The sequence below is a fragment of the Pedobacter arcticus A12 genome, from assembly GCF_000302595.1.
Classification (GTDB): Bacteria; Bacteroidota; Bacteroidia; order Sphingobacteriales; family Sphingobacteriaceae; genus Pseudopedobacter; species Pseudopedobacter arcticus.
Map to the genome: position 1 here is coordinate 22,122 of NZ_AKZJ01000015.1, position 25,394 is coordinate 47,515.

The following is a 25,394-nucleotide window of genomic DNA, read 5'->3' on the forward strand; positions in this document are numbered from 1 at the left end:
GATGTTATAATAAAAGATTTCCAATCCGAGTTCTTCAATCCAAATTATAGCAAATTAACTTTCGGACTGAAATATAATAAAGATATGGATTACAAATCCCAATGAGCATAAGTACCTAAACCTTAAGCGTCAGACCCTAAACCTTTCGCCCTATTTTCTAAATCTAAGGCAACAGCCATTCCCATCATAGCCCAAAATATAACTGCGATTTTATCCTGATCTATAAAGTTATTGAGCAAACCGTGGAAAAAGTAGCTCAGCATCGCTAATAAAATAGCTAAGGAAAACATTTTAAATTCTGGCGTTGCAGGTTTGTAATAAATTCGCATTAAAACAGCAATGTACGTAAGGAACAAGGTGAGTATAATCAATAAGCCAAACACACCACTCTCTACTAGGGGACCAAAATACTCGCTGTGCATAGATCCCATGTCTCCGTGTGTGGTACTAATGCTGGTCATTTCATGCGCTCTTTGGTAGGGCGAATAGGTAAACATATAAGTGCCAGGGCCAAAACCAAAAAACGGTTCTTCTAAAAACATCCTATAACCCGACTCCCAACGGTTTATACGTTCCACATTTGACTCGTCGGTTTTTACGTTCGAAATAGAACGGATATCTGTGGCCAAATTTTTACCAGAAACAGCATTGTTGAATTTCACTGTTTGATAAATCTGCTTACTAAATGAAAAAGTTAGCGCAAGTATCACAAAAATCGAAGTCAGTATAGTCTTAAATTTTATCCGCCATTTCAGCAAAAGGCTAAACCCTATAACAAACAGCAAACCTAAAAAGGCAGCTCGCGAATAGGACAGCGTAACGCCAACAGCGCAAAAAATAATAAAGGTAAACAGAAATATTTTACTCCTTAGCTTAAGGTTGTTATTTTTAAAAGTTAATAGCACCAAAGAATAAATCAACACAATACTGCTAACGGCGCTATATACGGTGTGGTCGTCCATAATAGGTCGCATTACCACCATGGCTTTACCCTGAGAAAACCCTACGTCATAGTGATTAATGGTGGTGTAAATAATTACCAAACATAATCCCAAACCAAAGGCTGTAAAAAACGATCTGATGTTTTTGGTCTCCTTAAAAATGAGCGTTCCCCAGAAAAATCCGAAAATCACCGTCCAAATTCTTGCAAGTAAAAATTTAAACGAAATAATGGGTAAAGTACTGGTGATGGATGTGATAAGAAGCCAGCTTAGATTGATTAGAATAAGTACGGTTATGGGATGTTTTAATATGGGGCGAACAGTGCCAAAATCTTTAAACAGTTTGACTAAAAATAGGAGTAGAAAAACCAACATCAGCGGTTCATTGGGGATGTTAATTCCCGAATCACCGAACATGTATTTGATGGATATAGGTGTACAAAAAGCAACTAAATAATAAACCTGTTCAATAGACGCTAAAAAAAGTCCGATGCACAGTATTAGCATAGGGAGTATTAAAACGTAATATTCAGGCGAACCAAAAGTTAAAAAAGCACCTAATAAAATAATGATAATACTACCAATGTAAAGCTTTGTGATTGCTGGTTTTTGTAAATCCCACATTATTCTTTAAACCGTGGTGCAATAAATGCTAAGTAAAAAACCGACAGAAAGCTGATGATAAATGCCGAAAGCGCAAATAAAAACACCAGTAATGTTTTATTTGGATATTTGCTTTTTTCTGGAACTTCGGCTTTTTCAATCAAAAAATGTTGGGAGATAACACCTTTGTAATCTAATTCGGAAGCCTCAAACCTCAATTGCAAATTTGCTAAAGATTCCTGTTCTTTTTTTAGCAGCGTTTCTAACTCTAGGTATTTACCGCTTAATTTTCCAAAATTAGCCACCGTAGGTTGTATGGATTGATAAGTAGCATTGGCGGCAGCTACTCTTCCTTTTGCTCTAATTATTGTACTATCTGGAAGGTGGTTTTGATTCTGTTGATATACCTGCAGTCGGGCTTGTTCTGCTTTTACATTGGTTTGCGCTTCAATCATTGCTTTGCTCAACACCTTTGATTGTGCTTCATAGTCGAAAATACCCTGTGCCCTAATTTTTCCCAATGCTTTTAAAATCGAATCTACTTCGGCCTGTTTTTTATGATACTGTAATTTAATCAGCTCATAAGCCTGCTGCCCTCTAGCTTGTCTAATTTGGGTGCGCATGCTATCTAGGCAAACAGAGATGTAGTTTGCCATATCTGCTGCTAAAACGGGGTCTTCATCTTTTACCGCTACTTTTATAGCTAAGTTATCCGTTCGTTTAAACTCGGTGTTTGATGCTAGTTTTTGTCGTGTTTTTGTTTTTGGATATTTTGTTTCGCCACCAAGTTTATAATAGTTTATCAAATCAAATTTTGCGATAACTTTATCCTTTAAAATCTCAGAATTTAACATTTCCAAAGTCTGGTCAATCTGATCTTCATCGCCATAACTCATAAAATTTTCTAAGTTATTTTCGGCGAGCAGAGATTTGGAAATAGAGTTATTTCCCGGAATGTAAAATACCGTGTGCGCTTCATACTTCGGTGTAATTAAAAAAGCAACTGCTATGCCTACCACAATCCCGATAAGGGTAATTAAAAATATATGCTTGCGGTGTTTTAAAGCGACTTTTAACACGTCGATCAAGTCAAAATTTGTAGGTTTACTTTCCATAAATACATTGAAGTTGTGAATTTAAAGAAATATTTAGCTAATGGCTAATTTTAACATTTTAAGGTTTTGAGCCTAAGCTGTACCGAATACTTCTGATGTCGAAAAACTGAAGCAAGCCAGTTATTAGGGTTGCGAGTAGCAGGTAAAGAGAAAAACCTGACATCCAGTTTTGTGGGATGCAAATTGTTAAATAGCCTAATGCCGTTAAAAGCACAATAAGTGCAAAGATTTTAATCCATATAACCTTTGGGAAGGGGTGTTTGAATACCACATGATAAAAAATAAGGTAAGTTAAACCAATGATAAAAAAGCTAGCTAACGAGCTAAGTGCGGCGCCCAAAGCTTGATATTTTGGGATTAATAAAGTGTTTAATCCGATATTAACGGCTAAACCCGCGGCAGAAATTAGATTCAATAATCTTAAACGGTTGCTGGCGGTAAAAAAAGTGCTGAATACATAATAAATAACAACTAGGGGAAGGCTAAACATTAAAATGCCAAATATTAAAGCGAGCGTTGCGCCACCGTTTTGTGCATATAGTAAGGCCATCAAATGGTCTCGGTAAAACCAACTTGCCATTGCAATAATTATGGTAATTGGCATAAGAACAGCAATACTATTATTTATCAATTCAGCTGTCTTTTTTTTGTCGGATATTATTTTGCAAAGTACCGGAAAAAATAGGGTTGCAAATAAAATCGGAAACATGCTAGCGGCATCTAAAAAACGGTACGCGGCAACATAAACTCCGTTCTGCATATCGCCATCGGGCAACATTTTAGCTAACATTACCGTATCTATTTTGTTATAAGCCAACACCAAGAATGCAAAAACTGCGAATGGAGCTATTTTTTTTAGAATGGCTTTTTTCTCATTTCCTAAAATAAAACCTCCTTGCTGAGGAGGGAAGTGATTGACTTCTTGGGTTGCAAGATCCGGAATACTTTTTTGTACGCCAAAAACAAAAATCTTTTTTCGATATAAATGTAAAGTACACAAAATCAGCGCAAGCGTAAGTGCTATAATTTGGGCTATTACGTAAAAACTGACTGTCCAACTGAAACTATTGTCGAAAAACAGCACAGGAAGAAAAGCAATGATGAACAGCCCTTTATCCAAAACCGAAAAAAATATCTCTGATTTTAACAGCTGGTGACCTTTTAAAAAACTTCGTAAGTAGGTTAGCAGTGAAAATAAAACTTGGTAAAGTATAAGCAGGCCGAGTAAGTTATAATTGTTGAAACCAAGTAACAAGCCAATTGAAACACTAATAAATACGTATAAACCTGCTAAAAAAGTTTTGATATAGAACAGATTCGAAATGTGGTTTGTATGCGTTTCGCCTTTGTTTAGATACTGTACAAGATAGTTGTTTAAGCCGGGATCGTTTATTACACCTAAAATTAGAGTGAAACTAAATATGCTGTAATAGAGGCCGAAATTTTGGAAACCAACAGTGATTTGCACTTTGCGCTCGATAAAAAAAATCCAGATGAGCTTAACCAAAAGGTTAACCAGAACTAGTACCGTAACTTGGCTGGCAAATGTTTTTTTATCCATTGATAATGCCAAAATAAACCAATAATAGTAAACCAGCAATTTTAATATGCGCTGGCATTGGTTATCTTAGCAATTCATCATTTTTACCACATTGCGAATAGCTGTAAATACTAGATTATTAATAAAAGACAGTCTCGAAGGAATCGGTCGATTTACTTTAGAAACCTTGCGTAGGTTGGTGTTAAACCACCCCGAAGTTGAGTTTGTTTTTTGTTTCGATAGAAAGTTTGATCCCGATTTTATTTTTTCACCCAATGTAAAAGGTGTGGTGGTTTATCCGCAGGCCCGTCATCCTTTGCTGTATTATATTTGGTTTCAATACAGTTTGCCAAAGGTTTTAGAGCGAGAGAAAATCGATTTATTGCTATCGCCTGATGGATTTATTCCCTTGAATGGTAAAGTAAAAACACTTTCTGTTATTCACGATATCGCTTTTGAGCATGCTAATAATGGGGTAGATTGGTTACATCAACTATATTACAAGCATTATTTTCCAAAATTTGCCAAGCAAGCCACGCGGGTTGTCACTGTTTCTGAGTTTAGCAAAGCAGATCTGGTTAAAACTTATCAACTTGCACCAGGTAAAGTCGATGTAATTTATAACGGTGTTTCTGCTGTATTTAAACCAACAGAAAAATCACTGAAAGATAAAACGCCCTATTTCATTTATGTAGGCGCTATTCATCCCCGTAAAAACGTGGTGGGCTTGCTAAAAGCTTTTGAAGCATTTAAGATAGCACATCCAGAATTTAGCCATCAACTGTTATTGGTTGGGCGTAAATCGTGGCAGCTTTCTACCATTGTGCGATATTTAAAAACGATGAGGTTTAGGCGAGATGTTCTGTTCAATAAAAATGTGAGCGATGATGATTTAAACCTGCTTTTAAACAATGCAACAGCGCTAATTTATCCTTCTTTTTTCGAAGGGTTTGGCTTACCTGTAATAGAAGCTTTTAGTTGTGGAATACCTGTTGTTACCAGCAAAGGAACAGCAATGGAAGAAATTTCACAGGGTGCAGCTCATCTTTTTGATCCCGAAAACATTAACGAGCTGGCAGAGAAAATTTACGAACAGGCATCTGGAAAGGTAAGCAACCAAGAAAAAATAAATCTAGGTTTAAAATGCGCACAACAATATAATTGGGATGATACTGCAGCCCATATTTGGCAATCTATTTTAAAAACTATCAATTAATGCTTTTACCATTTTATCAGAATGAATTTTTGGAAGCCGGTTGTGATGAAGCCGGAAGAGGCTGCTTAGCCGGGCCGGTTTTTGCGGCAGCCGTTATTTTACCGGTAGATTTTTACCATCCGCTTCTAAATGATTCTAAGCAAGTGAAAGAAAAAGATCGTTTTGTTTTACGCACAGAAATCGAAACAGCAGCAATAGCTTTCGCAGTAGGTATTGTAGATCATCAGGAAATTGATAAAATCAACATTTTAAATGCTTCTTTTTTAGCGATGCATAGGGCAATACAAAGTTTAAAATCGGTTCCCGAGTTTTTGATTATCGACGGTAACCGTTTTAATCCTTATCCAAACATCAAACACCAATGCGTGGTAAAAGGAGATAGTAAATACTTTTCAATCGCGGCAGCATCTATCTTAGCCAAAACCTACCGCGATGATTTTATGGATATGATTGATAAAGAGTTTCCTGCTTACCAATGGAAAAAAAATAAAGGCTACCCAACAAGTGTTCACCGGCAGGCCGTTTTAGATCTAGGTTTTAGTCCCTACCACAGAAAAACTTTTAAAATTAGCAATCCTCAACTCTCCATTTTTTAGTATTTTGCAAACATGCGCATCCTATTATTAACCAACAGAGTCCCGTTTCCTGCCGATGGTGGATACGCTATTGTGGTGCACAACACCATTCAATCGCTGTTAGATTTAGGTTGTGATGTTACACTTTTTAGTTTAAACACCACAAAACATTACGTTCATGTTAATGAAATTGATGATCCCGTTTTTCAAAGAATAAAGTTTCATCAGTATAAAGTAGATAATAGGGTAAAGGCGCAAAATGCTTTTTTTAATCTTTTTTCGCGTAAATCTTACAACATCAGTCGGTTTTATTCTCCAGGTTGCGCCAGCAGGATAGTGCATCTTTTGAAAAAAGACGATTATGATATTATTCAATTCGAAGGTTTACAGGTTACGCCTTATGTTTCTATCATTAAAGCCAACTCTAAAGGCAAATTAATTTACAGGGCGCATAATATCGAACACCAAATCTGGAAACGCCTTACTGTAAAAGAGAGTTTTTTGATAAGAAAACTCTATCTGCACTTACTGAGCAGACGTTTAGAGAATTTTGAATTTAACATTTTGGGGAGCTTCGATGCTATTTTGGCGATTAGTTTTGTAGATGAGCATTTTTTTAATTCTTTAGGATTTAACCATCATGTGCATACTTTTCCAGTTGCTTTAAACTTAGAAAATTATCATCACGATTATAAGCTTTCGCCCAATAAAAGTGTGGGTTATATAGGTTCTATGGATTGGCGACCAAATATTGAAGGTTTAGACTGGTTTTTAGAACAAGTTTGGCCAAGTATTTTACAGTTAGGTTCGGGCATAACCTTTCATTTAGCGGGTAAAAACATTCCAGATAGTTACCGGTTTTTGGCAAACGACCATGTGATTATAGAAGGAAAGGTAGAAAATGCCATGGAATTTATTGCCCGCCAACATGTGATGATTGTTCCACTACTCTCTGGCAGTGGTATGCGTGTTAAAATTATTGAGGCTATGGCTTTGGGCAAATGCGTTATTGCAACCTCTATTGCGGCCGAAGGGATTAATTACCATCACGACAGGGATATTTTGATTGCCGATTCTAGCGATCACTTTTACAAACAGATTCTACGTTGCTTTACTGATAAAGCTTTGATTAACAGGATTGGTGCCGGAGCAAGGAAGTTGGTTGAAAAAGGTCACGATCAAAAAAAGTTTGGCGAAAAATTGATTAAAGTTTATGAGCAACTTTTAGAAGAAGAGTTTTAATTTATGTTAATTTCGCCTGCTAAATCCTGATAGTTTATTAGCTATCTAAACATTATTCTCAAGAATGAAAACTACAGCTTTAACCGCAAAACATATTTCTTTAGGAGCTAAAATGGTTCCGTTTGCAGGCTTCAATATGCCTGTGCAATATTCCGGCATTAACGCAGAACATGAAGCTGTTCGTAAGTCTGTTGGCGTTTTTGATGTTAGCCATATGGGCGAATTCATTTTAAAAGGCGACAAAGCACTGGATTTAATTCAGCAAGCATGCTCAAATGATACTTCGAAGCTGTTCGACGGAAAAATCCAATACGCTTATCTGCCAAATAAAACAGGTGGTATTGTAGATGATTTGTTGGTTTATCGCATTGATGAAAAAACCTATATGTTGGTCGTAAATGCATCAAACATCGAAAAAGATTGGGATTGGATTAGTGGTTTGAATACTTACGGAGTAGATATGAAAAATATTTCGGACCGTACCTCGTTGTTAGCAATCCAAGGTCCAAATGCGGCCAAAGCACTGCAAAGTTTAACAGATGTGAACCTTGCCGAAATGGATTATTACACATTTAAAAAAGGGCGTTTTGCAGGTTTCGATAATATTTTGATTTCCGCAACTGGTTATACTGGCGCAGGAGGTTTCGAGATTTACTTTGATAACGCTTATGCTGATGAGATTTGGGACGCCATTTTTAAGGCTGGTGAGGCTTATGATATTAAACCAATAGGCTTGGCTGCCCGCGATACTTTACGTTTAGAAATGGGTTTCTGTTTATACGGAAACGATATTGACGATACCACTTCTCCTTTTGAAGCTGGTTTGGGTTGGGTAACAAAATTCAGTAAAGAATTTACCAATTCCGAAGCTTTAAAAAGCGAAAAAGAAGCAGGTGTAGCAAGAAAATTAGTAGGTTTTGAAATGGTGGATAGGGGAATTCCTCGCCATGATTATGAAGTGGTAGATGCTGAAGGAAACACAATTGGAAAAGTAACTTCTGGCACACAATCTCCATCATTACAAAAAGCGATTGGTTTGGCTTATGTGAATACTGAGTTGTCTAAGGAAAATCAAGAACTTTATATTAAGATAAGAGATAATAAAGTGAAGGCTAAAGTGGTGAAGACCCCTTTTTATAAAAGGTGATTTATACTTTCTAGAAATGGCAATCAAAAAAAAGCATATAGAGGTAAATGGGGTTAAAATAACCATAGACTTTGCCAGCCAATCGGATTTTATTTCACTTACCGATATTGCCAGATTTAAAAATTTAGAAAGAACTGATACGATTATCCAGAATTGGTTAAGAAACAGAAATACCATTGAACTTCTGGGTTTTTGGGAGCAACTATATAACCCTAATTTTAAACCCCTCGAATTCGAGGGGTTTAGAAAGCAGGCGGGACTAAATAGCTTTACGCTTACTCCTAAACAATGGATAGAGAAAACCGATGCAATCGGAATAGTATCCAAAGCAGGAAAATTTGGGGGGACATTTGCTCACAAAGACATTGCTTTTGAATTTGCTTCTTGGATTTCCATCGAATTCAAACTTTATCTAATTAAAGAATTCCAAAGATTAAAAGACGATGAAAGCGATCGATTAAAATTAGATTGGAATCTTCTCAGTCCGAGCAGGGTCTCTCGAAGAGGACCCTGCGATATTCAACTCAACCAAATAGCCATTACCCAAATGAAATCATTATTGAAGAGTGTGGCACTAAAAAAAATAAACCCCTCCTAAAATTTATGCAAAAAAGAATACAAGTTTGCCTTACCCCCGCCTTACTTCCCCTTTACGATTTAACAAATTCAATCGTTGTAGTAATCGATATTTTTAGAGCCACAAGTTCTATCTGTTACGGAATTGAAAACGGTGCAAAAGCCATCATTCCTGTCGCATCTGTTGAAGAATGCCGAAACTACGGAAGTGATTGTCTTTTAGCGGCAGAACGTGACGGGAAAGTAGTTGACGGTTTTGATTTTGGGAATTCCCCATTCTCTTACACTGCAGAAAAAGTTAAGGACAAAACCGTTGTATTAACCACTACAAATGGTACTCACGCTATCGACGAATCAAAAAAAACCGCACATCAGGTAATTATCGGTTCATTTTTGAACTTAGATGCTATTTGTAATTACCTAAAAACTCAGCAACAAGATGTGCTATTACTTTGTGCCGGTTGGAAGAACAAATTCAATTTAGAAGATACTTTATTTGCGGGGGCGGTAGTGCATCAGCTTAAATCCGAAAATTACTTTTTAGATGATAGCAGTATCGCAGCAGAAGATCTTTATATTCTAGCTCAGGATGATTTAGAAGCATATACTGCTAAAACTTCACACAGCGAACGTTTAAAAAAATTAGGAATTGAAGAAGATATCAAGTTTTGCTTAAACGTAAATACTGTTACAAGCATCCCGGTTTTGGTAGGGTGCGAATTAGTAAAACTTTAACTCAGTTTTCTATAATACTTTTACAACTCTCAGTGGTCTAAAACTTTATATTTGTGGCGATCACAATTATACCTAAATATGAAAAACTTTAATCTACTGATGTCGTTTTTGCTGGTTATATCCTGTGCCTATGCGCAGGATAAAACAGCTCAGAAATATGCATCAACAATTAACCAAGAAGACGCTTTTAAAATATTAAGCGTTTTAACCTCTGATGCGTTTGAAGGCAGAGGAACAGGACAGCCCGGAGCAGAAAAGGCAGCGCAATACATTAAAGCTCAGTTTCAAAGTTACGGACTTGTTGCGCCTGTAAACCATAGCTATTTTCAGCCATTAGATCTTAAAGAAATAACACCGAAAGAGCGCAAAATAACTGTAAACGGAAAAGCACAGACATTTTTAAAAGATTTTTACGCCACACCCAATTTTTTTCAGGATATCAAAAAGAATTACCACGATTTTGTGTTTATAGGTTACGGCATTCAAAGCGAAAAATACGATGATTTAGCTGGTTTAAATTTAGAGGGGAAAGTTGCTGTGATTTTAGAAGGCGAACCGATTGTTGACGGCAATTCTCTGGTTACCGGAAATGCTACGCTATCAAAATGGAGTACCCAACGAAATAAAAAGATTGCAGCAATCACTAAACTAAACCCAGCTGCTATTGTGATTTTGGATTCCAATGTGTACAAAATGAAAGTTGACGCAGAGCCTTACAGTAGAACCTCGTTAGTGTTGGGTGAAGCAGAAAAAACACAATCGCCACTGGTTATTTACGCTTCAGCAAAATTTATAAATACTTTGTTAGCTTCTAGCAAAAGCATCGTTTCGCAGATCAGCAATAAAATAAGTAAAACAAAAAATCCTGCTTCTTTTGAGTTTAAAGCTAAGCTTGAACTTGACTTTACAGTAAATACCAATCAGCTCGACGCTAAAAATGTATTGGGCTTTTTAGAAGGAAGCGACCCGATTCTTAAAAATGAGGTATTAGTGATTACCGCACATTATGATCATTTGGGTATCAATGCCAAAGGTGAGATTTTTAATGGTGCTGATGATGATGGTTCTGGAACAACCGGAGTGTTAGAGCTTGCAGAAGCTTTTACTAAGGCAAAGCAAGAGGGTAACGGGCCAAAGCGTAGTGTTTTATTTATGACCGTAGTAGGAGAGGAGAAAGGATTGTTAGGGTCAGAATGGTATTCCGATCATCCGGTGTTTCCTTTAGAAAATACCATCGCTAATTTGAATATCGACATGATTGGGCGAGTAGGAGAGCTTTACAAAGGCAAGGCAGATTCTGCAAATTACATTTATGTAGTTGGGTCTGATAAATTGAGCACAAGTTTAAAAGCAATCAGCGAAAGCGTTAATAAAACCAACGACAATCTAAGTTTAGATTATAAATACGATGACCCTAAAGACCCAATGCGTATTTACTACCGATCAGATCATTATAATTTTGCGAAGCACAATATTCCAATCATTTTTTATTTTAACGGTATTCATGAAGATTACCATAAAACAACAGATGACATCGAGAAAATAAACTTTCCTTTATGGGTTAAAAGAGCACAGCTGGTATTTTATACAGCATGGGAATTAGCAAACAGAGCCGAAAGACCTGCGGTGGATAAAATAGATCCAACGCGAAACTAAAGCATAAAAAAAGGGATTAACCGACGTTAATCCCTTTTCGTTATAACCTAATATAAAACTAAGCAACCTGCACCACATTCAATTTCAAAAAGAAATTTTCGAAATTGACCGTGTTGCCACTCAACCAGTTTAATAAACTGAAAACTCCATTCTCCTCTTTTTTACTCGCTATGGTTTGGTGAATAAACTTGCTCATAATAATCGGCATAACCTGTTCACTTAACGTCTTCGCAGCTTTAATGTTTAAATTAAAGTAACTATTTAAACGGTTTGCGTATTTGTTCACCATTGCATCTGTTAAGTTTTGATAGTTTGATTCTTCTCCAGTGAAATACGACATTAAGTCGTTTGCTTTACCACGGTCTAGTTGTGCTTTTAAAACATCAACAATAACTCCGGTTGCTTCATGCATGGCATCGTTCAACGCATTTTTGCTAAGTTCAGATGCTAAGAAAATTTGCTCACTTTCTTTTACAATTTCATTTAATTTCTCAAACATATCAATAAATATTAGCGGGTTAACAAATAGGTTACAAAGTAGATGTGTAAATAATGAAATGTCAAGTGTTAGCGCTGTATTGCTGTTATATTGACCTCTATTTTACAATTCTTCTCACAAAAAGGGCTAAAAAAAGGAAATCCGTTAATTGATTTCCTTTTTTATAATATGATTGTACGCTGTTGACTAGTTTGTTGCAGATTTTGCTTCTTGCTTCATTTTGTCGTTTGCCACAATTACAATTTCTACTCTACGGTTTTGTGACATTCCTTCTGCAGTATCGTTAGAAGCAATTGGCTCATTCTCGCCTTTTCCAACTGTTTTTAACCTGCTTGAACTAACACCTTTTGAAACTGCATAGTCTTTTACAGATGCTGCTCTTTTTTGTGAAAGCGTCATGTTGTAACTGTCACTTCCAGATGCATCTGTATGCCCAATTACCATAATATCTGTATCAGGGTATTTGTTTAAAGATGCTGCTAGGTTATCAATATTTTGTTTTGCTGCTGATTGTAATTCTGATTTATCAACACCGAATAAAATACCAGAGTCGAATTTTACAATGATACCTTCTTCGTAAGGAATTACTTCGGCACCTGGAATGCTTTGCTGAATTTCTTTAGCTTGCTTGTCCATTTTACGTCCAATAAAAGCTCCAGCTGTTCCGCCGATTGCTCCACCAATAATTGCACCTACTGCGGTATTTCCTGCTTTTTTACCAATTAAGGCTCCAATTGTACCACCTGCTACTGCACCAATACCGGTTCCTTTTTGTGTGTTTGTTAATGATTTACATGCCGGCATAATGCTTGCAACGCCTAAAACTGCAACTAAACCTAATGCTGTAACTTTTAAATTATTAGCTTTCATAATTTCTATTCTTGTGATTGTTTTTACAACGATACAAACTAAATGCCAAAAAATAAAATTCTTATGTTTGTTTATCATGCAAAATAAATCTTTAAATAAAATAGCAATAATAGGATGTGGGTGGTTGGGTTTTCCTTTAGCAAAACATTTACAAAAAGCAGGTTATTTAATTAACGGATCTACCACAAGTGAAGATAAGCTTGAAGTTCTTGAGCGAAGCAATATCAAACCTTTTCTTATACAGCTTGACCATGAAAACACCAACCTAAATATCCAAAATTTTTTAGATGCTGATTTGCTGATTATAAATATTCCACCGGGACGGGCTACCAATAGTGCGGATTTATATGTGGATAAAATGCGCTATCTACAACAAGAGATTTTAAAATCGCGTGTAAAGAAAATCGTCTTTATTTCGTCTACTTCAGTTTATGCAGAGAACAATGCTACGCATACAGAAGATAGTGAAGCTTTGAGTTTAGAAACTACTGGTTTAAGGATGTTAGCAGCGGAAGAAGCTTTTCTATTCTTGCCAAATACCGAAACTACAGTTATTAGAATGGCGGGTTTAATTGGTCCCGAGCGTCATCCAGGGAGATTTTTCGCAGGAAAAACCGATATTCCCAACGGTTTAGCACCAGTAAATCTTATCCATTTAGACGATTGTGTCGGGGTAATTGCTAAAGTAATTGAAGATGGCTTGTGGAGTGAGATTTTTAATGGCGTGGCACCAACACATCCTTCAAGGATGGAATTCTATGATTTAGCCAGTTACAATCTTTACGGAAAAAACGCAGACTTTATCCCTGAAAAACATAGTTTTAAAGTGATTGATGCAACTAAAATTATTTTAAAAGGATATCAGTTCAAACATCCCGATTTAATGGCTTGGTTAAAAGTAGCTCATCAAAATTAAAAGAGGTTTTATCTAAGATATCCCAAGTAGAGTCTGAAAGTAACCTTACGGTGGATAAATACCTAGTGAATGATTTCGACCGACCCCATTCGTTTGGGGCAATCATACTGACCAAAAATTTGTTTTCCTCTTTTTCGTACAGGTAGTAGATTTGACCTACTACGGGTTTAAAGCGCATATCTGCTTTGTAAATCAGTTCAGAAATTTTGAGTCGCTCCTCAATTTCTTTTACCTGTTGCATAATGAGCTCTGCCTGTTTACGCAACAGGTCAATTTGTTGATGTGCCTGCATATGCATGGCTTCCACAGCATTTGCCTGCAACTTGTTTTTGTCTATCGGTTTTATTACCGGAGAACTTACGGTTAGAGGAACCGGTGAAAATTTAGCTTCGCCTTGGTAATAGTTATGCGTTTCTTTTTCCATAATGCCTTAACATCAATAAGTATTTTTGGTTTTGAGCTTTTTTAGTTAGGATTTGCGACATGTGAGCGAAGCAACCTCTTGGAAGTTTCAATTATCTCTTATCAATAGAAAATTAAATAGCACATATTTTCAAGAGGCATATCAATCGAGTAACATTAGGGCTCATTACATCTTGAAACTATTAAATATGCTATTACCTATGTAATACCCTTTAAAAGCTGTATAACAGAAACTAACGCTTCCTTATGAAAACTTAATTTTGTATTATTGCCATAATGAAAAAAATGATTGATTTATTTGCTGGTTGTGGTGGACTTAGTTTGGGGATGGAACAAGCTGGATTTACAACTGTATTTGCTAATGAGATCAATGAAAATCTTTTTGAAACATATCTTTTTAATAGAAATTTGGATAAAGAGTCTTATTTCAAAGGAGATATAAATGAACTCAATCAAAATCTAATATATTATAAATCAAAATTTACAGATGTGGATTTAGTTTGTGGTGGACCACCTTGTCAAGGTTTCTCTATGGCAAACAGACAACGAATTTTGGACGACCCCAGAAATAACCTTTATAAAGCATATTTAGAGTTCTTAAAAGAAGTTAAGCCCAAGTTTTTTGTAATGGAAAACGTAAAAGGTATGTCTAAAAAAATCGATGAGATTTCAAAAGATTTCAAAGAATATTTAGGAGAAGGATATTCATTTTCACATTCATTATTAAACGCAAAAGATTTCGGTTTTCCTCAGAATAGGGAACGTTTTTTTATAATCGGCAATCGATTAAATATTGATACTGCAAATATTTTTGTAGATATTAAAAACAGAAAGTTGGAAAAAAAATTTGTTATTAAAGATGCGATTAATGATTTACCCGAACTAAAACCAAATCAAATAAAGAACAATACACAAATCGAAAACCAAAAAATTGGTTTTTTTGAAACGGACTATTTATATCCAAAATCTACTTACGCAGATTTTATAAATAATAATATAAAAGTAACCAAACTTTATAATCACAAAAACCGATATAATAACGATAGAGATATTAAGATTTTTTCGTTGCTTCCACAAGGTGCAAATTCTTTGCACAAAAGCATTGAAGATATAATGCCATATAAAAGTAGAAATCATATTTTTAAAGATAAATATTACAAGCTAAAAGAGAATGAAGTATGTAAAACAATCACTTCCCATATGAAGTATGACTGTAATATGTATATTCACCCAAATCAAGCAAGAGGGTTGTCGCCAAGAGAAGCAGCAAGAGTTCAGACTTTTCCTGATTATTATGTGTTTAGAGGTACACCAAATAATTGGTATGCTCAGATTGGGAATGCAGTTCCTGTTAAACTAGCGGAATTTATTGGAAAAGAAATAATTAAATATTTGTAAATTATGAAACATATAGAATTGTTTGCAGGTATTGGTGGATTTAGAAAAGCGATGGATTTATTTGGAAATGACCATCATATTCCAATGGAATGTGTTGGTTTTTCTGAAATTGACAGCTATGCCACCAAAACTTATAAAGCCAATTTCGATACGGCAAACGAAGTTGAGATTGGCGACATTGTTTCATTTACTTCAGATAAGAAAAATATAGAATGTTTACAGGATTTTGATATTCTAACCGGTGGTTTTCCTTGCCAATCTTTTAGTATGATGGGGAAGCAAAAAGGCTTTGAAGATGTTAGAGGGAATGTTTTTTTTAATATTATTAAAATTTTAAAAACCAAAAAACCAAAGTTTATCCTACTTGAAAACGTTAAAAATTTATTAACTCACGATAATGGGGATACAATAAGGATAATTGAAAATGAAATTAAAAAAGCTGGGTATAAAAATATTTATTATAACGTTTTCAATACTGAAAACTTTGGTTTAGCTCAAAAAAGAAATAGACTTTTTATCTTTGCAACAACTGAAGAGCTACCTGATGATTTTATTTTCAATGAAAGAAATGTAATAGATAATTACAATAAAAACTTAAAAAAAAGTAGTCTTTTAAAGCAAAAAAGCACTTTAGAAATTTTAGAAAAAGAAGTAGAAGAAAAATATTATTTATCAGCTACATTAAAACCTACTATTTTATCGAACGGGACGAAAAATTTCAAATCTAAATCAGAGATTAACCAGTTAATTGCTCGCCCTTTAACAGCTACGATGGTAAAAATGCATCGAGCCTGTCAGGACAATTATTACTCTTATGAGTTTTTAAATTCAAACAAGCCTTTAGAATATTTAGAAACAAAATACTCTAAAGAAGAATTAGCTAAACATAGAATTAGAAAATTGACACCTCACGAAGCATTTCTATTACAGGGTTTAAATGGAAATTTTGTTACTAATGCTATGAATGAAGGTTTGAGCAACCATCAACTTTACAAACAAGCAGGAAACGCTGTAAGTGTAAACACAGTTTATGCGGTTTTGCATTATCTCTTTATAACGAATAATCTCAAGAAATATGTTCTTTAAACTCCACAAAGAGGGGAAAATCGCCTATAAACAGCTTACCGATGCAGATTTGGGTAGAACGAATGGACACACCACTCATATTGGATTATTCGGTAGTGTACTGACATTTTTGCCAGACAATGATTTCGAAGATGAAGCATTGTTTTTATATAATAAAACGAGCCAAAATGTCCCTTATTTTTTTGACCGAATAAACAGACAAAATGGTGATGTAAATTCACCAAAAATAAAAAAAGGTGGCAGAAATGTAATTTCTGTCACTACTTTAATTCAAGGAATTGCCAATGAAAAAATGGACAATAGAAAGTGGTTCCTATTATGGTTTGGTTTAGAAAGTGAAAAAGTTGTTTTTTATCTTTTTAGTAGTATATCTGATGACTATACTAACCTTTCTCAAATTATCGATTTACAAACAAATCTTGTAAAAAAACAAATAAACTACGGAGATGTAAATTATAATCGTTTATTAGATGATTTAGAAAACTATGTGAATGCCAGTACTTTAGGTGTTTTGCAAGAATTAGAGATTCAATCTCAAATTGGGGATCCAATCACCGAAAACAAGACATATAAACCAATTGATATTTTGAATGCAAATAAGATTTTTCAAGAAACTGGAAAGAAAGGAGAAGCACTTATAGCAGAGTATTTTGAAATTTTAAAATCGAAAAATCAAATTTTCGCTTATAATTGGTATAATAAAAGTATAGAAACAGGTCTGCCTTATGATTTTCATTTGCAAACAAACGACCAAAATCAAATTTTTATAGATGTAAAATCTACCAACTATAAATTTGAACAACCAATGATTTTTAGTAGCCAAGAAATTGAGTTTATAAAAAGTACACCACACTATAATATTTATCGAGTATTTGATTTGTCCGAAGAAATTGCAAAACCAAAATTAAAAATTTGCGAGAATAGCAAAAATTTGGCGAATCAAATAAATCCACATTTTCACATTTTGAAGACCTCATTAGAAAATCAAAATGTAAGACTGCAAACTGCAAAAATGATAATCAAACCAGCAAATGAGTTGCTGTCGTTTAATAAAGAAATTACACTCTAGAGATAGCTAGCGGATAGCTTCGCCTTGATAATAGGTATGCATTTCTTTTTCCATATTGCCTTAACATCAATAAGTGTTTTTGGTTTTTTAGAACCTGTAATAATTGTGGTTTTGGGTAACTATTAATTTATGGAAAACGGTTAACGATAGGAACGGCATCCTTTTTTTGGCTCCTAGGATGTGTGTAGACGGGCAAAAAAAGATAAAGTGCAAAGCGTGTTAAAACGCCCCAGTTCTATTAATAACCTGAAAAAATTAAAATAACGTTGACCAATTAAATGGTTTTTGATGTAGCAAAATAATTTACAGAATGTTAAGTTTGCCTAACGGTATGGAAAAAACAACGTGTTTGCTATTAGATGAGTCTGAGAAAGACAGAGCGAGTCTTATTTCGCTATTAAAAGCGATTGATTTTGTGGAAATTGTTGGTAGCACCAACAATTTTAAAGAAGGTTTAACTTTAGTGAATGAATTAGAACCTAATCTCTTGTTTTTAGACGTGAAAGGCGATGGTGCTGCCGCTTATAAGTTTATAGAAAAAATAAAAAAGCAACCCACTATTGTCTTTTTAACAGATGATGATGCAAATGTCAAAACCTTTTCTGCCAACCGACTTCATTATTTAAAAAAGCCAGTTACCGCCGAAGGCTTAACCTTTTTACTTAACAGTTTTCAACAAACCCACCAACAATTGGCCGATAAAATGAAAGGTTTATTGGGTCAATTGAAGCTGGAAAACTAACCACCTAACAAACTAACAACCTAATAAACTCTACAGAGCAGTCCTTTTAAATATTCACCCTCCGGAAAAGAGATCCTAATTGGGTGATCTTCGGGTTGGGTAAACTGATAAATAACCTGCACTTCTTTGCCAGCATCTAAAGCGGCCCATGCTATAATTTGCTTAAATGTTTCAATGTCTACGGCACCAGAACAGCTAAATGTAGCTAACAAACCACCGTGTTTTAAAACCTGCATTCCCAAACGGTTTAAATCTTTATACGCTCGGGCAGCCCGATCTAAAGCAGAGCGAGACGGCGCATATTTTGGCGGATCTAAAATAACCACGTCAAAAGTTTCTTCGTTTTCTTTAAAAACACGCAACTGTTTATTTACATCACTTTGTATAGCTTCGTACTGGTCTGCGGTGAAGTTATTTAAACTGATATTCTGTTTTAAAGTTTCTATTGCCAAGGCAGAGCTGTCAACAGCGGTTACTTTTTGTGCGCCATTAACCAAAGCATTTAGCGTAAAACCTCCGCTATAGCTAAAGCAGTCCAATACGTTTTTATCCTTAACATAAGTTGCAAGCATTTTTCTGTTAAAGCGTTGGTCGCAATAAAAGCCAGATTTTTGCCCGTCGATAATGTTAATATGGTATTTAATGCCGTTCTCCTGTACCTCTACAAAATCTGGCGGTAAGCTGCCGGCAAGTAAACCGTTTGCTTCGGCTAAGCCATCATGCGCTCTTGAAGTGGCGTCACTTTTGTCGAAAATACCTTTTGCACCAGTCAGTTTTTGCAATTCGTCTAAAATCACAGCCTTCATTTTCTCAATTCCCGAGGTGGAAATCTGTACAGAAAGGTAGTCTCCGTATTTGTCCACTATCAGTCCCGGTAGGTAGTCAGACTCACTAAAAACCAATCTGCAGGTGTCGTTTCCATTAGTCAATAAATGCGCTCTACTATTTACGGCAACCTGTATTCTTTTACGGTACCAATCTTCATCAGGCAAAGTAGGCTCGTCCCAACTTAACAGGCGTACGGCAACTCTCGACTCTTTATTATAGTAGCCATAGGCTAAAAATCGATTGTCGGATGCATGTACAGCTACCAAATCTCCGTTTTCGGGGTTTCCGTTAATGTTTTGCAATGCGCCAGAAAAAATCCATGGATGTTGGTGTAGGACAGCTTTTTCTTTACCTTTTTTTAATAGAATCGATACCATAAGCGGCAAAGTTATAATAATGCTTTTTTTAAAAACAATTAATCGCACAAAACTGATTATAAAATGTAAACTGCTTATTCATTGATAGATATAAACTAAATAAATTTTATGCTTTATTGGTTAAATTTGTATCTTGCGCCCTCTAAAATAAAGCATAGTTTACAATATGGGTATAATGGGTTTTTTGCGCAACCGAGCAGGAGTAATCATAGTGGTTGCTATCGGTGTTGCAATCGTTGCATTTCTTTTAAGTGATGCAATAAGAAGTGGGCAAGGTTTTATTGCCGATTCTCAAAGTGAAGTTGGGGAAGTTGGTAGCGAATCTATCTCTTACAAAGAGTTTAACGAGCGGGTTGAGCAAAATTCGCAACAGTTTAAGCAGCAAATGGGCAGTTTGAATGCTCAGATGACGGCTTACGTTGTAGAAAACACTTGGAACCAAACAGTTTCTGGGATAATTTTGAAAAAAGAGACTGATAAGTTGGGTATTACCGTAGGCGAGTCTGAATTGTTTGATTTATTGTTCGATAATCCTTCTCAACAGGTTCAACAGATTTTCACCAACCAACAAACCGGTCAATTTGATAGAGCTACTGCATTAGGTTCTAGAAAAAGCGCTGATACTGATCCATCTGGTCAGTTAAAGTCTCAGTGGGTTGCTTTAGAAGAGAGTGTACACCAACAGCGTGTAAACGAAAAGTATATCAACTTGGTTAAAAATGGTATTTACGTAAACTCTTTAGATGCTAAAGATGATTACACCAACAAAAACAAGCTGGTTAACTTTGAATACGTTTATAAAGATTACGCTAGCGTACCAGATGCAGAAGTTAAGGTTACTGATGCAGATTATAAGGAATATTACGAGCAGAATAAATACAAGTTCAAAAATGTAACCGAAACCAGAAGTTTCGAATACGTTGCTTTTGATGCAGCGCCATCAAAACAAGATACTTTAGATGCTAAGGTTAAAATTGATAAAATAGCTGAAGGTTTAAGAGCTTCAACCAATGATTCTTTATTTGTAGCTATCAATGCAGATACCAAAGCACCTATCGTTTACCAGAAAAGAGGTCAATTAGATCCAGCTTTAGATTCGGTAATGTTTAGCGCAGGAAAAGGATTTGTTTACGGCCCTTATTTCTCAAACGGTACTTATAAAGTTGCAAAATTGATTGATTCAAGAGTAAGTCCAGATTCTGTTAAAGCCCGCCATATTTTAATTAACCCAGCTACCGAAGGTGGTATGGATAAAGCGATGGCGAAAGCAGATTCATTAAAAAAATTAATTATAGGAGGTGCCGATTTCGGAAAATTAGCTGCACAATACGGTACAGATGGTTCTAAAGATAAAGGTGGTGATCTAGGAACTTTTTCTAGAGGAGCAATGATTCCCGCATTTGAAGATGCTGTTTTCAACGGTTCTGTAGGTCAAACCCTAATTGTACCAACACAGTTTGGTATTCACGTAATCAATATTCAAAGCCAGATTGGTTCTTCAAGAGTTGTAAAAGTAGCAGTGGTTGATAAAGGATTGATCCCTAGTTCAACAACAGAACAAGTAGCTTACCAAAAAGCACAAAGCTTTTTAAGTAACGTTTCAGATTTGAAATCTTTTGAAGAAACTGCACAAAAGCAAGGCTTAAATAAAATGGTAGGTGCAGATGTTACGCCTCTACAATCTTCTTTACCAGGTTTGGATGATGCAAGATCATTAGTGCGTTGGGTTTATAAATCAGAAAAAGGAGATATCTCAAATGAGATTTTTGATATTGGCGACAAATACGTTGTAGCCGTTTTAACCGCTGTTAAGCCAGAAGGAACTTTATCATTAGAAGATGTTAAAACACAGATTGAACCTGATGTAAAAAGAGCAGTACAGGCTAAAGTGTTGAAAGCAAATTTCGAGAAAGCAGTTAGCGGTGCATCATCTTTAGCACAAGTGGCTCAAAAAACCGGTACCCAAGTTACACCAGTAGAAAACGTGGTTTTTGCTAATCCGGTAATTCCTGGAGTAGCACAAGAAAACAAAGTTATTGGTAGTATTTTTGGTTCACAGCCTAATAAAGTTTCAAAAGTTATTGAAGGAGATCGTGGCGTTTATGTTTATACTGTAAAAAGTTTTACTAGCCCAGCACCTATTACTAACATGTTGAAGATTAAGGGGCAAATGGAACAAGCTATCACACAGCAAGTTGATGCTTCTGTTTTTGAAGTGTTACGCAAAAAAGCAAACGTAAAAGATTTTAGAGCTAAGTTTTATTAATAGATAAAATACTTAATTTTAAAGCCGAGGATAATAACAATCCTCGGCTTTTTTAGTTTAATGAGATATGGAGATTCAGGAGAATATTGTAAATAAAGTTGCATTAAGCGGATTGGTTACCTTTGACCTTGCAGAGCTGCACCACGCAGGCGAGCGAGTGGTTTATGATATTGTAGATAATCTTTTTCAAGGTTTGATGCTTAGGGAGAAAGATTTTAGAGAGTTCGTAAAAAACCACGATTGGACACAATATACTGGTAAAAATGTTTCGGTAATCTGTTCTGCAGATGCTATTGTGCCAACTTGGGCGTATATGCTCATTGCATCTAAATTGACACCTTATGCAAATTTCTTTGTTTTTGGCGATTTAGAAGTTTTGGAAACCTCCCTTTACCTTTTGGCTTTAGAAAAACTACCCTTAGAGCAATATAAAGATCAACGTTTAGTAATTAAAGGCTGTGGTGATATTGCCGTACCGACTGCTGCATATATGGCTATAACTGGCAAACTGAACACCATTGCAAAAAGTGTAATGTATGGCGAACCATGTTCAACAGTACCCATCTTTAAGCGTAAAGATTAATTTGGTGCAAAATTTGTAATTACTCCTTTTATGAAGAAGCTATCAATTTTAATATTAGCACTTGCTTTTTGTTTAACCGAAGGTTTTGGACAAGGTTTAGATTATTTAAACACTTCTACGTTTAAGGAGGGCGAAACCTTGACTTATAAACTTAAATATGGTTTTCTAACAGCGGCCGAAGCAAAACTACGTGTACTGACAAGCGATGTCAGGTTTGATAACAGACCAACCTATCATCTTTTGGTTGAAGGAAACACGTCGGGTACTTTTGATATCTTTTACAAAGTACGTAACCGCTACGATTCATACATCGATAGGGAAAATTTCAGCCCATACCTATACACCGAAAACGTTCGCGAAAATAAATACAGACGTAGCGACAAGGCTAGGTTTTACCAAGACGAGAAAAAGATTGTTGCAAAAAAAGGAAGTTTTAAGTCGCCGGTTAGCCAAACATTTGATTTAGTAAGTGCTTATTACTTTATGCGGAATATTGATTTAACACATGTAAAAGTAGGAGATAAGATTACCATCAACTATTTTTTGGACGACGAGGTTACCCCATTGACCGTAGAATACTTTGGTAAAGAAACGATAAAGACCGAGCTAGGTAGAATAAAATGCTTAAAGTTTAGCCCTTCTATTAGACCGGGAAGGGTGTTTAAAAAAGACAGCCGTATTTATTTGTGGATTAGCGATGACGTCAATAGAATTCCGGTAAAAGCGCAAGCAGAAGTAATTGTTGGTGCCATTAATATGGAGATTTCATCTGCTAAAGGTTTGGTTAAGCCCTTGCAAACGGACTAAAACTCTTTGTTTTTTATGGAGTAGGGCATTTCCCTAAAAAAGGTCACGTCGTTCGCTGTACTCCTCGCTGGCAAAAAAAGCCAGACTGCGGGGTGTGGCTTCCACCGTTAATGCGAATCCGCTCTTTTCTTTAGAACTATACGATCCTCCGCGTCATGTCGAGAATACGAGACAGCTCACAAGCAAGGTCTCCAATATTTGATAATTTTTTTGAGATGTCAAGCTATTAAACATGATAGAGCGGGCTTGAAATTACCAGATTTGACGTTACGTTTAAATGTTCAAAGGAGCGTTGTGGCTAATGCTTCGACTCCGCTCAGCAGGACAGAACGATTAGCTATTAGTTATAATTCAAATAGACTCTTTTTAGTAAAACCAACCGAAAGAAAAGACGGAAATACCTTTCCAAAAAAAGAGACAAAATAACCTTAGAATTCAATTTATACTCGGTATAAGCGGGTGTCATCCTGAGCGGAGTCGAAGGAGAGTGTTGGACTTTATGCTTTAACATAAGATAAAAAAACTGTTCACTTTTAGTTAAAATAAGCATGGTTAAGCTTTTATTCATCTATTTAAAATATCAATTGCTTTGAAAATAAAAAAAGCGATTCCAAATCCGGAACCGCTTTACTAAACCAAACTAACGAAACCATCATTTAATTAATGAACCGTTAGCTCGGTACTTTTATCATAGTATTTAATAGCCTATTAATTTAAAACGCAGCTCCCGTTGCAGCAGCAGAACCAGATTTTAAGGTGAAATTTGGAGCAGTTAGACTGAAAGGGCTGTTTAATAATGTTTGTGAACTAGCTTCGGTTAAGCTTACATTTCCTTTTGCAGTAAAATATGTTTTTAACAAATCTACCGAAGTAAATGATGGAGTAGAACCCGATGCGATGATGTCGAAATTTGCAACATAAGACTGGTAAATGTTGTTAGAAATTATTGAAGTTCCATCAGTTAAAGCATCACCAGTTTCTTTATCGCGGATGTTTAAACCGTATTTAAAGCCAATAAAGACAGAGTTTCCTAATACCATTTTAGATCCTCTTCTCCAAAGATTTGCATGTTCGTGTTTAGCATCTACAGTGGCTAAAGCAGCTAAGTTAGCAACAGGACCAACAATCGTCATGTTTGAAATCACCGGACGAGTTCTTGGGCTTGAGTTAAATACTTGTTCAGAGTTATCAGATTCGATACCATTTGATTGTCCGGCTTGATCTGCTAATTTAGGATCTCTTTGCCCTACACAGAACTGCAATTTACCTTGAAATCCGTTATCAAAATCAAAAGAATCATCCACGTTTGAAGTAGAAATTAAGTGTTTTGCATTTACAGTACCACCAAACCATTCGAAAGAATCATCACCAGAGAAAGCTACTTGAATATAATCTAAAGTAGTACCAGTACCAACAGAACCTAATGTTAATCCGTTAATTTCGTTGTTTGATTGGAAAGCAATTCCTGGATATTCTATCCTCACATATTTCAATGTACCTGAATTATCATCGGCAATTGTACCACCATGCACACCAACGGTATTATCTACACCACCTTCGATAGTTCCAACACCACCTGGGATATTGTTTGGCGCTTTACCCAATAAAATAATTCCTCCCCAATCGCCCGGAGCTCTTGAGCCTTTAGCAACGTTTGAAGTAAAAATAATTGGTTTAGCTAAAGTTCCTTCTGCTATCAGTTTAGCGCCTTGAGTTACAATAATAGCGGCTTTTGAGCTTTTATCTCCTCTAAGAACGGTTCCGGCAGGGATAGTTAAAGTAGCACCTGCTTTTACGTAAATAAAGCCAGATAAAAGATAAACTTTGTTTGCATCTAAAGTGGTGTTTGTAGTAATATCTCCACTTAAAGTAGCAGTAGTCGCAGGGTAATCAGTTTGTTGAGGATTGTAGTTTGCCCAACCTGCAGACCAATCTGTTGTGCCAAATGCACCTTTGTATGCAACTTTATCAAAAAAGGAGTTTGCTAAAGTTTCTGTATTATCCACCGGTGGTTCTACAATCGGATCTGAACTGTCTTTTTTACAAGCCGTAAAAGCAGATAAACCTACTAATGATGCTACCAAGAATTGTGATTTCAAATTTTTCATTGCTATTGTTTTATTTTTTTATAAAAGTACAGGGCTTGAGTTAGCTTAAGATTACCAAAGTATTAAGTGTACAAAA

23 protein-coding genes are annotated in these 25,394 nt (G+C 35.7%); 15 read left to right on the plus strand and 8 right to left on the minus strand.

The window, feature by feature from the left end; genetic code table 11:
- Positions 1 to 122: 122 nt before the first annotated feature.
- The 3 genes from B176_RS0100925 to B176_RS0100935 are packed head-to-tail and all read right to left on the minus strand — an operon-like array spanning position 123 to position 4,220.
- On the minus strand, positions 123 to 1,565 hold the full coding sequence (locus tag B176_RS0100925; protein WP_017256897.1) for an O-antigen ligase family protein: 1,443 nt from the start codon (positions 1,563 to 1,565) through the stop codon (positions 123 to 125).
- Positions 1,565 to 2,659 carry a Wzz/FepE/Etk N-terminal domain-containing protein gene (locus tag B176_RS0100930; RefSeq protein WP_017256898.1) on the minus strand — a complete coding sequence of 365 codons (1,095 nt, stop codon included), beginning with the start codon at positions 2,657 to 2,659 and terminating at the stop codon, positions 1,565 to 1,567. The genes B176_RS0100925 and B176_RS0100930 overlap by 1 nt, the downstream gene beginning before the upstream one ends.
- A 58-nt stretch (positions 2,660 to 2,717) precedes the next feature.
- Positions 2,718 to 4,220 carry an oligosaccharide flippase family protein gene (locus B176_RS0100935; RefSeq protein ID WP_017256899.1) on the minus strand — a complete coding sequence of 501 codons (1,503 nt, stop codon included), beginning with the start codon at positions 4,218 to 4,220 and terminating at the stop codon, positions 2,718 to 2,720.
- Positions 4,221 to 4,311: 91 nt separating this feature from the next.
- On the opposite strand from B176_RS0100935, the gene B176_RS0100940 reads away from it, so the two are divergent.
- From B176_RS0100940 to B176_RS0100970, 7 genes are all read left to right on the plus strand, one after another.
- Positions 4,312 to 5,415: a glycosyltransferase family 4 protein gene (locus B176_RS0100940; RefSeq protein WP_026063075.1), complete on the plus strand. Its 1,104-nt coding sequence runs from the start codon at positions 4,312 to 4,314 to the stop codon at positions 5,413 to 5,415.
- The gene (locus tag B176_RS0100945; protein ID WP_017256901.1) at positions 5,415 to 6,011 is read left to right on the plus strand and encodes a ribonuclease HII; all 597 of its coding nucleotides are present in this window, start codon (positions 5,415 to 5,417) and stop codon (positions 6,009 to 6,011) included. The genes B176_RS0100940 and B176_RS0100945 overlap by 1 nt, the downstream gene beginning before the upstream one ends.
- A gap of 12 nt (positions 6,012 to 6,023) precedes the next feature.
- Positions 6,024 to 7,232: a glycosyltransferase family 4 protein gene (locus B176_RS0100950; protein WP_017256902.1), complete on the plus strand. Its 1,209-nt coding sequence runs from the start codon at positions 6,024 to 6,026 to the stop codon at positions 7,230 to 7,232.
- A 64-nt stretch (positions 7,233 to 7,296) separates the two neighbouring features.
- A complete protein-coding gene (gene gcvT, locus B176_RS0100955) occupies positions 7,297 to 8,379 on the plus strand; it encodes a glycine cleavage system aminomethyltransferase GcvT (RefSeq protein ID WP_017256903.1) in 1,083 nt (360 codons plus the stop codon).
- 16 nt (positions 8,380 to 8,395) lie between these two features.
- Positions 8,396 to 8,977, plus strand: a complete 582-nt coding sequence (locus B176_RS0100960) for a KilA-N domain-containing protein (protein WP_017256904.1) — start codon at positions 8,396 to 8,398, stop codon at positions 8,975 to 8,977.
- A 5-nt stretch (positions 8,978 to 8,982) separates the two neighbouring features.
- Positions 8,983 to 9,690, plus strand: a complete 708-nt coding sequence (locus B176_RS0100965; protein ID WP_017256905.1) for a 2-phosphosulfolactate phosphatase — start codon at positions 8,983 to 8,985, stop codon at positions 9,688 to 9,690.
- 78 nt (positions 9,691 to 9,768) lie between these two features.
- Positions 9,769 to 11,346 (plus strand): M28 family peptidase, encoded by a 1,578-nt coding sequence (locus tag B176_RS0100970; RefSeq protein ID WP_017256906.1) that lies wholly within the window; start codon positions 9,769 to 9,771, stop codon positions 11,344 to 11,346.
- Positions 11,347 to 11,404: 58 nt separating this feature from the next.
- Here B176_RS0100970 and B176_RS0100975 read toward each other — a convergent pair whose 3' ends face one another.
- Both B176_RS0100975 and B176_RS0100980 read right to left on the minus strand, forming a co-directional pair.
- A complete protein-coding gene (locus B176_RS0100975; protein WP_017256907.1) occupies positions 11,405 to 11,845 on the minus strand; it encodes a hypothetical protein in 441 nt (146 codons plus the stop codon).
- Positions 11,846 to 12,031: 186 nt separating this feature from the next.
- Positions 12,032 to 12,715 (minus strand): OmpA family protein, encoded by a 684-nt coding sequence (locus B176_RS0100980; protein WP_026063076.1) that lies wholly within the window; start codon positions 12,713 to 12,715, stop codon positions 12,032 to 12,034.
- Positions 12,716 to 12,791: 76 nt separating this feature from the next.
- On the opposite strand from B176_RS0100980, the gene B176_RS0100985 reads away from it, so the two are divergent.
- Positions 12,792 to 13,631, plus strand: coding sequence for an NAD(P)-binding domain-containing protein (locus tag B176_RS0100985; protein ID WP_017256909.1), 840 nt, complete (start codon positions 12,792 to 12,794; stop codon positions 13,629 to 13,631).
- On the opposite strand, the gene B176_RS18755 is transcribed toward B176_RS0100985, so the two are convergent.
- Positions 13,582 to 14,055, minus strand: a complete 474-nt coding sequence (locus B176_RS18755; protein WP_017256910.1) for a DUF2452 domain-containing protein — start codon at positions 14,053 to 14,055, stop codon at positions 13,582 to 13,584. The genes B176_RS0100985 and B176_RS18755 overlap by 50 nt on opposite strands.
- 275 nt (positions 14,056 to 14,330) lie before the next feature.
- Between B176_RS18755 and B176_RS0100995 the strand changes: the two genes are divergently transcribed.
- The 4 genes from B176_RS0100995 (at position 14,331) to B176_RS0101010 (ending at position 18,349) form a co-directional block, all read left to right on the plus strand.
- Complete coding sequence (locus B176_RS0100995; RefSeq protein ID WP_017256911.1) at positions 14,331 to 15,452, plus strand: DNA cytosine methyltransferase; 1,122 nt, start codon at positions 14,331 to 14,333, stop codon at positions 15,450 to 15,452.
- A 3-nt stretch (positions 15,453 to 15,455) separates the two neighbouring features.
- Entirely contained in the window at positions 15,456 to 16,538 is a 1,083-nt protein-coding gene (gene dcm / locus B176_RS0101000; protein WP_017256912.1) for a DNA (cytosine-5-)-methyltransferase, read from the plus strand.
- On the plus strand, positions 16,528 to 17,607 hold the full coding sequence (locus B176_RS0101005; protein WP_017256913.1) for a protein NO VEIN domain-containing protein: 1,080 nt from the start codon (positions 16,528 to 16,530) through the stop codon (positions 17,605 to 17,607). The genes dcm and B176_RS0101005 overlap by 11 nt, the downstream gene beginning before the upstream one ends.
- A gap of 331 nt (positions 17,608 to 17,938) precedes the next feature.
- A complete protein-coding gene (locus B176_RS0101010) occupies positions 17,939 to 18,349 on the plus strand; it encodes a LytR/AlgR family response regulator transcription factor (protein WP_161603003.1) in 411 nt (136 codons plus the stop codon).
- Positions 18,350 to 18,369: 20 nt separating this feature from the next.
- Here B176_RS0101010 and B176_RS0101015 read toward each other — a convergent pair whose 3' ends face one another.
- Positions 18,370 to 19,554: a class I SAM-dependent rRNA methyltransferase gene (locus B176_RS0101015; RefSeq protein WP_017256915.1), complete on the minus strand. Its 1,185-nt coding sequence runs from the start codon at positions 19,552 to 19,554 to the stop codon at positions 18,370 to 18,372.
- Between the two features lie 175 nt (positions 19,555 to 19,729).
- Here B176_RS0101015 and B176_RS0101020 point away from each other — a divergent pair, with 175 nt between their 5' ends.
- The 3 genes from B176_RS0101020 (at position 19,730) to B176_RS0101030 (ending at position 23,210) form a co-directional block, all read left to right on the plus strand.
- On the plus strand, positions 19,730 to 21,820 hold the full coding sequence (locus B176_RS0101020; RefSeq protein ID WP_316928449.1) for a SurA N-terminal domain-containing protein: 2,091 nt from the start codon (positions 19,730 to 19,732) through the stop codon (positions 21,818 to 21,820).
- Positions 21,821 to 21,887: 67 nt separating this feature from the next.
- The gene (locus B176_RS0101025) at positions 21,888 to 22,403 is read left to right on the plus strand and encodes a DUF2480 family protein (RefSeq protein WP_017256917.1); all 516 of its coding nucleotides are present in this window, start codon (positions 21,888 to 21,890) and stop codon (positions 22,401 to 22,403) included.
- 30 nt (positions 22,404 to 22,433) lie between these two features.
- A complete protein-coding gene (locus tag B176_RS0101030; RefSeq protein WP_017256918.1) occupies positions 22,434 to 23,210 on the plus strand; it encodes a DUF3108 domain-containing protein in 777 nt (258 codons plus the stop codon).
- A 713-nt stretch (positions 23,211 to 23,923) separates the two neighbouring features.
- Here the strand turns inward: B176_RS0101030 and B176_RS18760 are convergent.
- Positions 23,924 to 25,318 (minus strand): hypothetical protein, encoded by a 1,395-nt coding sequence (locus B176_RS18760; protein ID WP_017256920.1) that lies wholly within the window; start codon positions 25,316 to 25,318, stop codon positions 23,924 to 23,926.
- Between the last annotated feature and the right edge of the window lie 76 nt (positions 25,319 to 25,394).

What these genes read in the sequence shown, in the direction of transcription:
- B176_RS0100925 (WP_017256897.1), bottom strand. Translation starts at nt 1,565, where the DNA reads ATGTGGGATTTACAAAAACCAGCAATCACAAAGCTTTACATTGGTAGT.
- B176_RS0100930 (WP_017256898.1), bottom strand. Translation starts at nt 2,659, where the DNA reads ATGGAAAGTAAACCTACAAATTTTGACTTGATCGACGTGTTAAAAGTC.
- B176_RS0100935 (WP_017256899.1), bottom strand. Translation starts at nt 4,220, where the DNA reads ATGGATAAAAAAACATTTGCCAGCCAAGTTACGGTACTAGTTCTGGTT.
- B176_RS0100945 (WP_017256901.1), top strand. Translation starts at nt 5,415, where the DNA reads ATGCTTTTACCATTTTATCAGAATGAATTTTTGGAAGCCGGTTGTGAT.
- B176_RS0100950 (WP_017256902.1), top strand. Translation starts at nt 6,024, where the DNA reads ATGCGCATCCTATTATTAACCAACAGAGTCCCGTTTCCTGCCGATGGT.
- gcvT (WP_017256903.1), top strand. Translation starts at nt 7,297, where the DNA reads ATGAAAACTACAGCTTTAACCGCAAAACATATTTCTTTAGGAGCTAAA.
- B176_RS0100960 (WP_017256904.1), top strand. Translation starts at nt 8,396, where the DNA reads ATGGCAATCAAAAAAAAGCATATAGAGGTAAATGGGGTTAAAATAACC.
- B176_RS0100965 (WP_017256905.1), top strand. Translation starts at nt 8,983, where the DNA reads ATGCAAAAAAGAATACAAGTTTGCCTTACCCCCGCCTTACTTCCCCTT.
- B176_RS0100970 (WP_017256906.1), top strand. Translation starts at nt 9,769, where the DNA reads ATGAAAAACTTTAATCTACTGATGTCGTTTTTGCTGGTTATATCCTGT.
- B176_RS0100975 (WP_017256907.1), bottom strand. Translation starts at nt 11,845, where the DNA reads ATGTTTGAGAAATTAAATGAAATTGTAAAAGAAAGTGAGCAAATTTTC.
- B176_RS0100980 (WP_026063076.1), bottom strand. Translation starts at nt 12,715, where the DNA reads ATGAAAGCTAATAATTTAAAAGTTACAGCATTAGGTTTAGTTGCAGTT.
- B176_RS0100985 (WP_017256909.1), top strand. Translation starts at nt 12,792, where the DNA reads ATGCAAAATAAATCTTTAAATAAAATAGCAATAATAGGATGTGGGTGG.
- B176_RS18755 (WP_017256910.1), bottom strand. Translation starts at nt 14,055, where the DNA reads ATGGAAAAAGAAACGCATAACTATTACCAAGGCGAAGCTAAATTTTCA.
- B176_RS0100995 (WP_017256911.1), top strand. Translation starts at nt 14,331, where the DNA reads ATGAAAAAAATGATTGATTTATTTGCTGGTTGTGGTGGACTTAGTTTG.
- dcm (WP_017256912.1), top strand. Translation starts at nt 15,456, where the DNA reads ATGAAACATATAGAATTGTTTGCAGGTATTGGTGGATTTAGAAAAGCG.
- B176_RS0101005 (WP_017256913.1), top strand. Translation starts at nt 16,528, where the DNA reads ATGTTCTTTAAACTCCACAAAGAGGGGAAAATCGCCTATAAACAGCTT.
- B176_RS0101010 (WP_161603003.1), top strand. Translation starts at nt 17,939, where the DNA reads ATGGAAAAAACAACGTGTTTGCTATTAGATGAGTCTGAGAAAGACAGA.
- B176_RS0101015 (WP_017256915.1), bottom strand. Translation starts at nt 19,554, where the DNA reads ATGGTATCGATTCTATTAAAAAAAGGTAAAGAAAAAGCTGTCCTACAC.
- B176_RS0101020 (WP_316928449.1), top strand. Translation starts at nt 19,730, where the DNA reads ATGGGTTTTTTGCGCAACCGAGCAGGAGTAATCATAGTGGTTGCTATC.
- B176_RS0101025 (WP_017256917.1), top strand. Translation starts at nt 21,888, where the DNA reads ATGGAGATTCAGGAGAATATTGTAAATAAAGTTGCATTAAGCGGATTG.
- B176_RS0101030 (WP_017256918.1), top strand. Translation starts at nt 22,434, where the DNA reads ATGAAGAAGCTATCAATTTTAATATTAGCACTTGCTTTTTGTTTAACC.
- B176_RS18760 (WP_017256920.1), bottom strand. Translation starts at nt 25,318, where the DNA reads ATGAAAAATTTGAAATCACAATTCTTGGTAGCATCATTAGTAGGTTTA.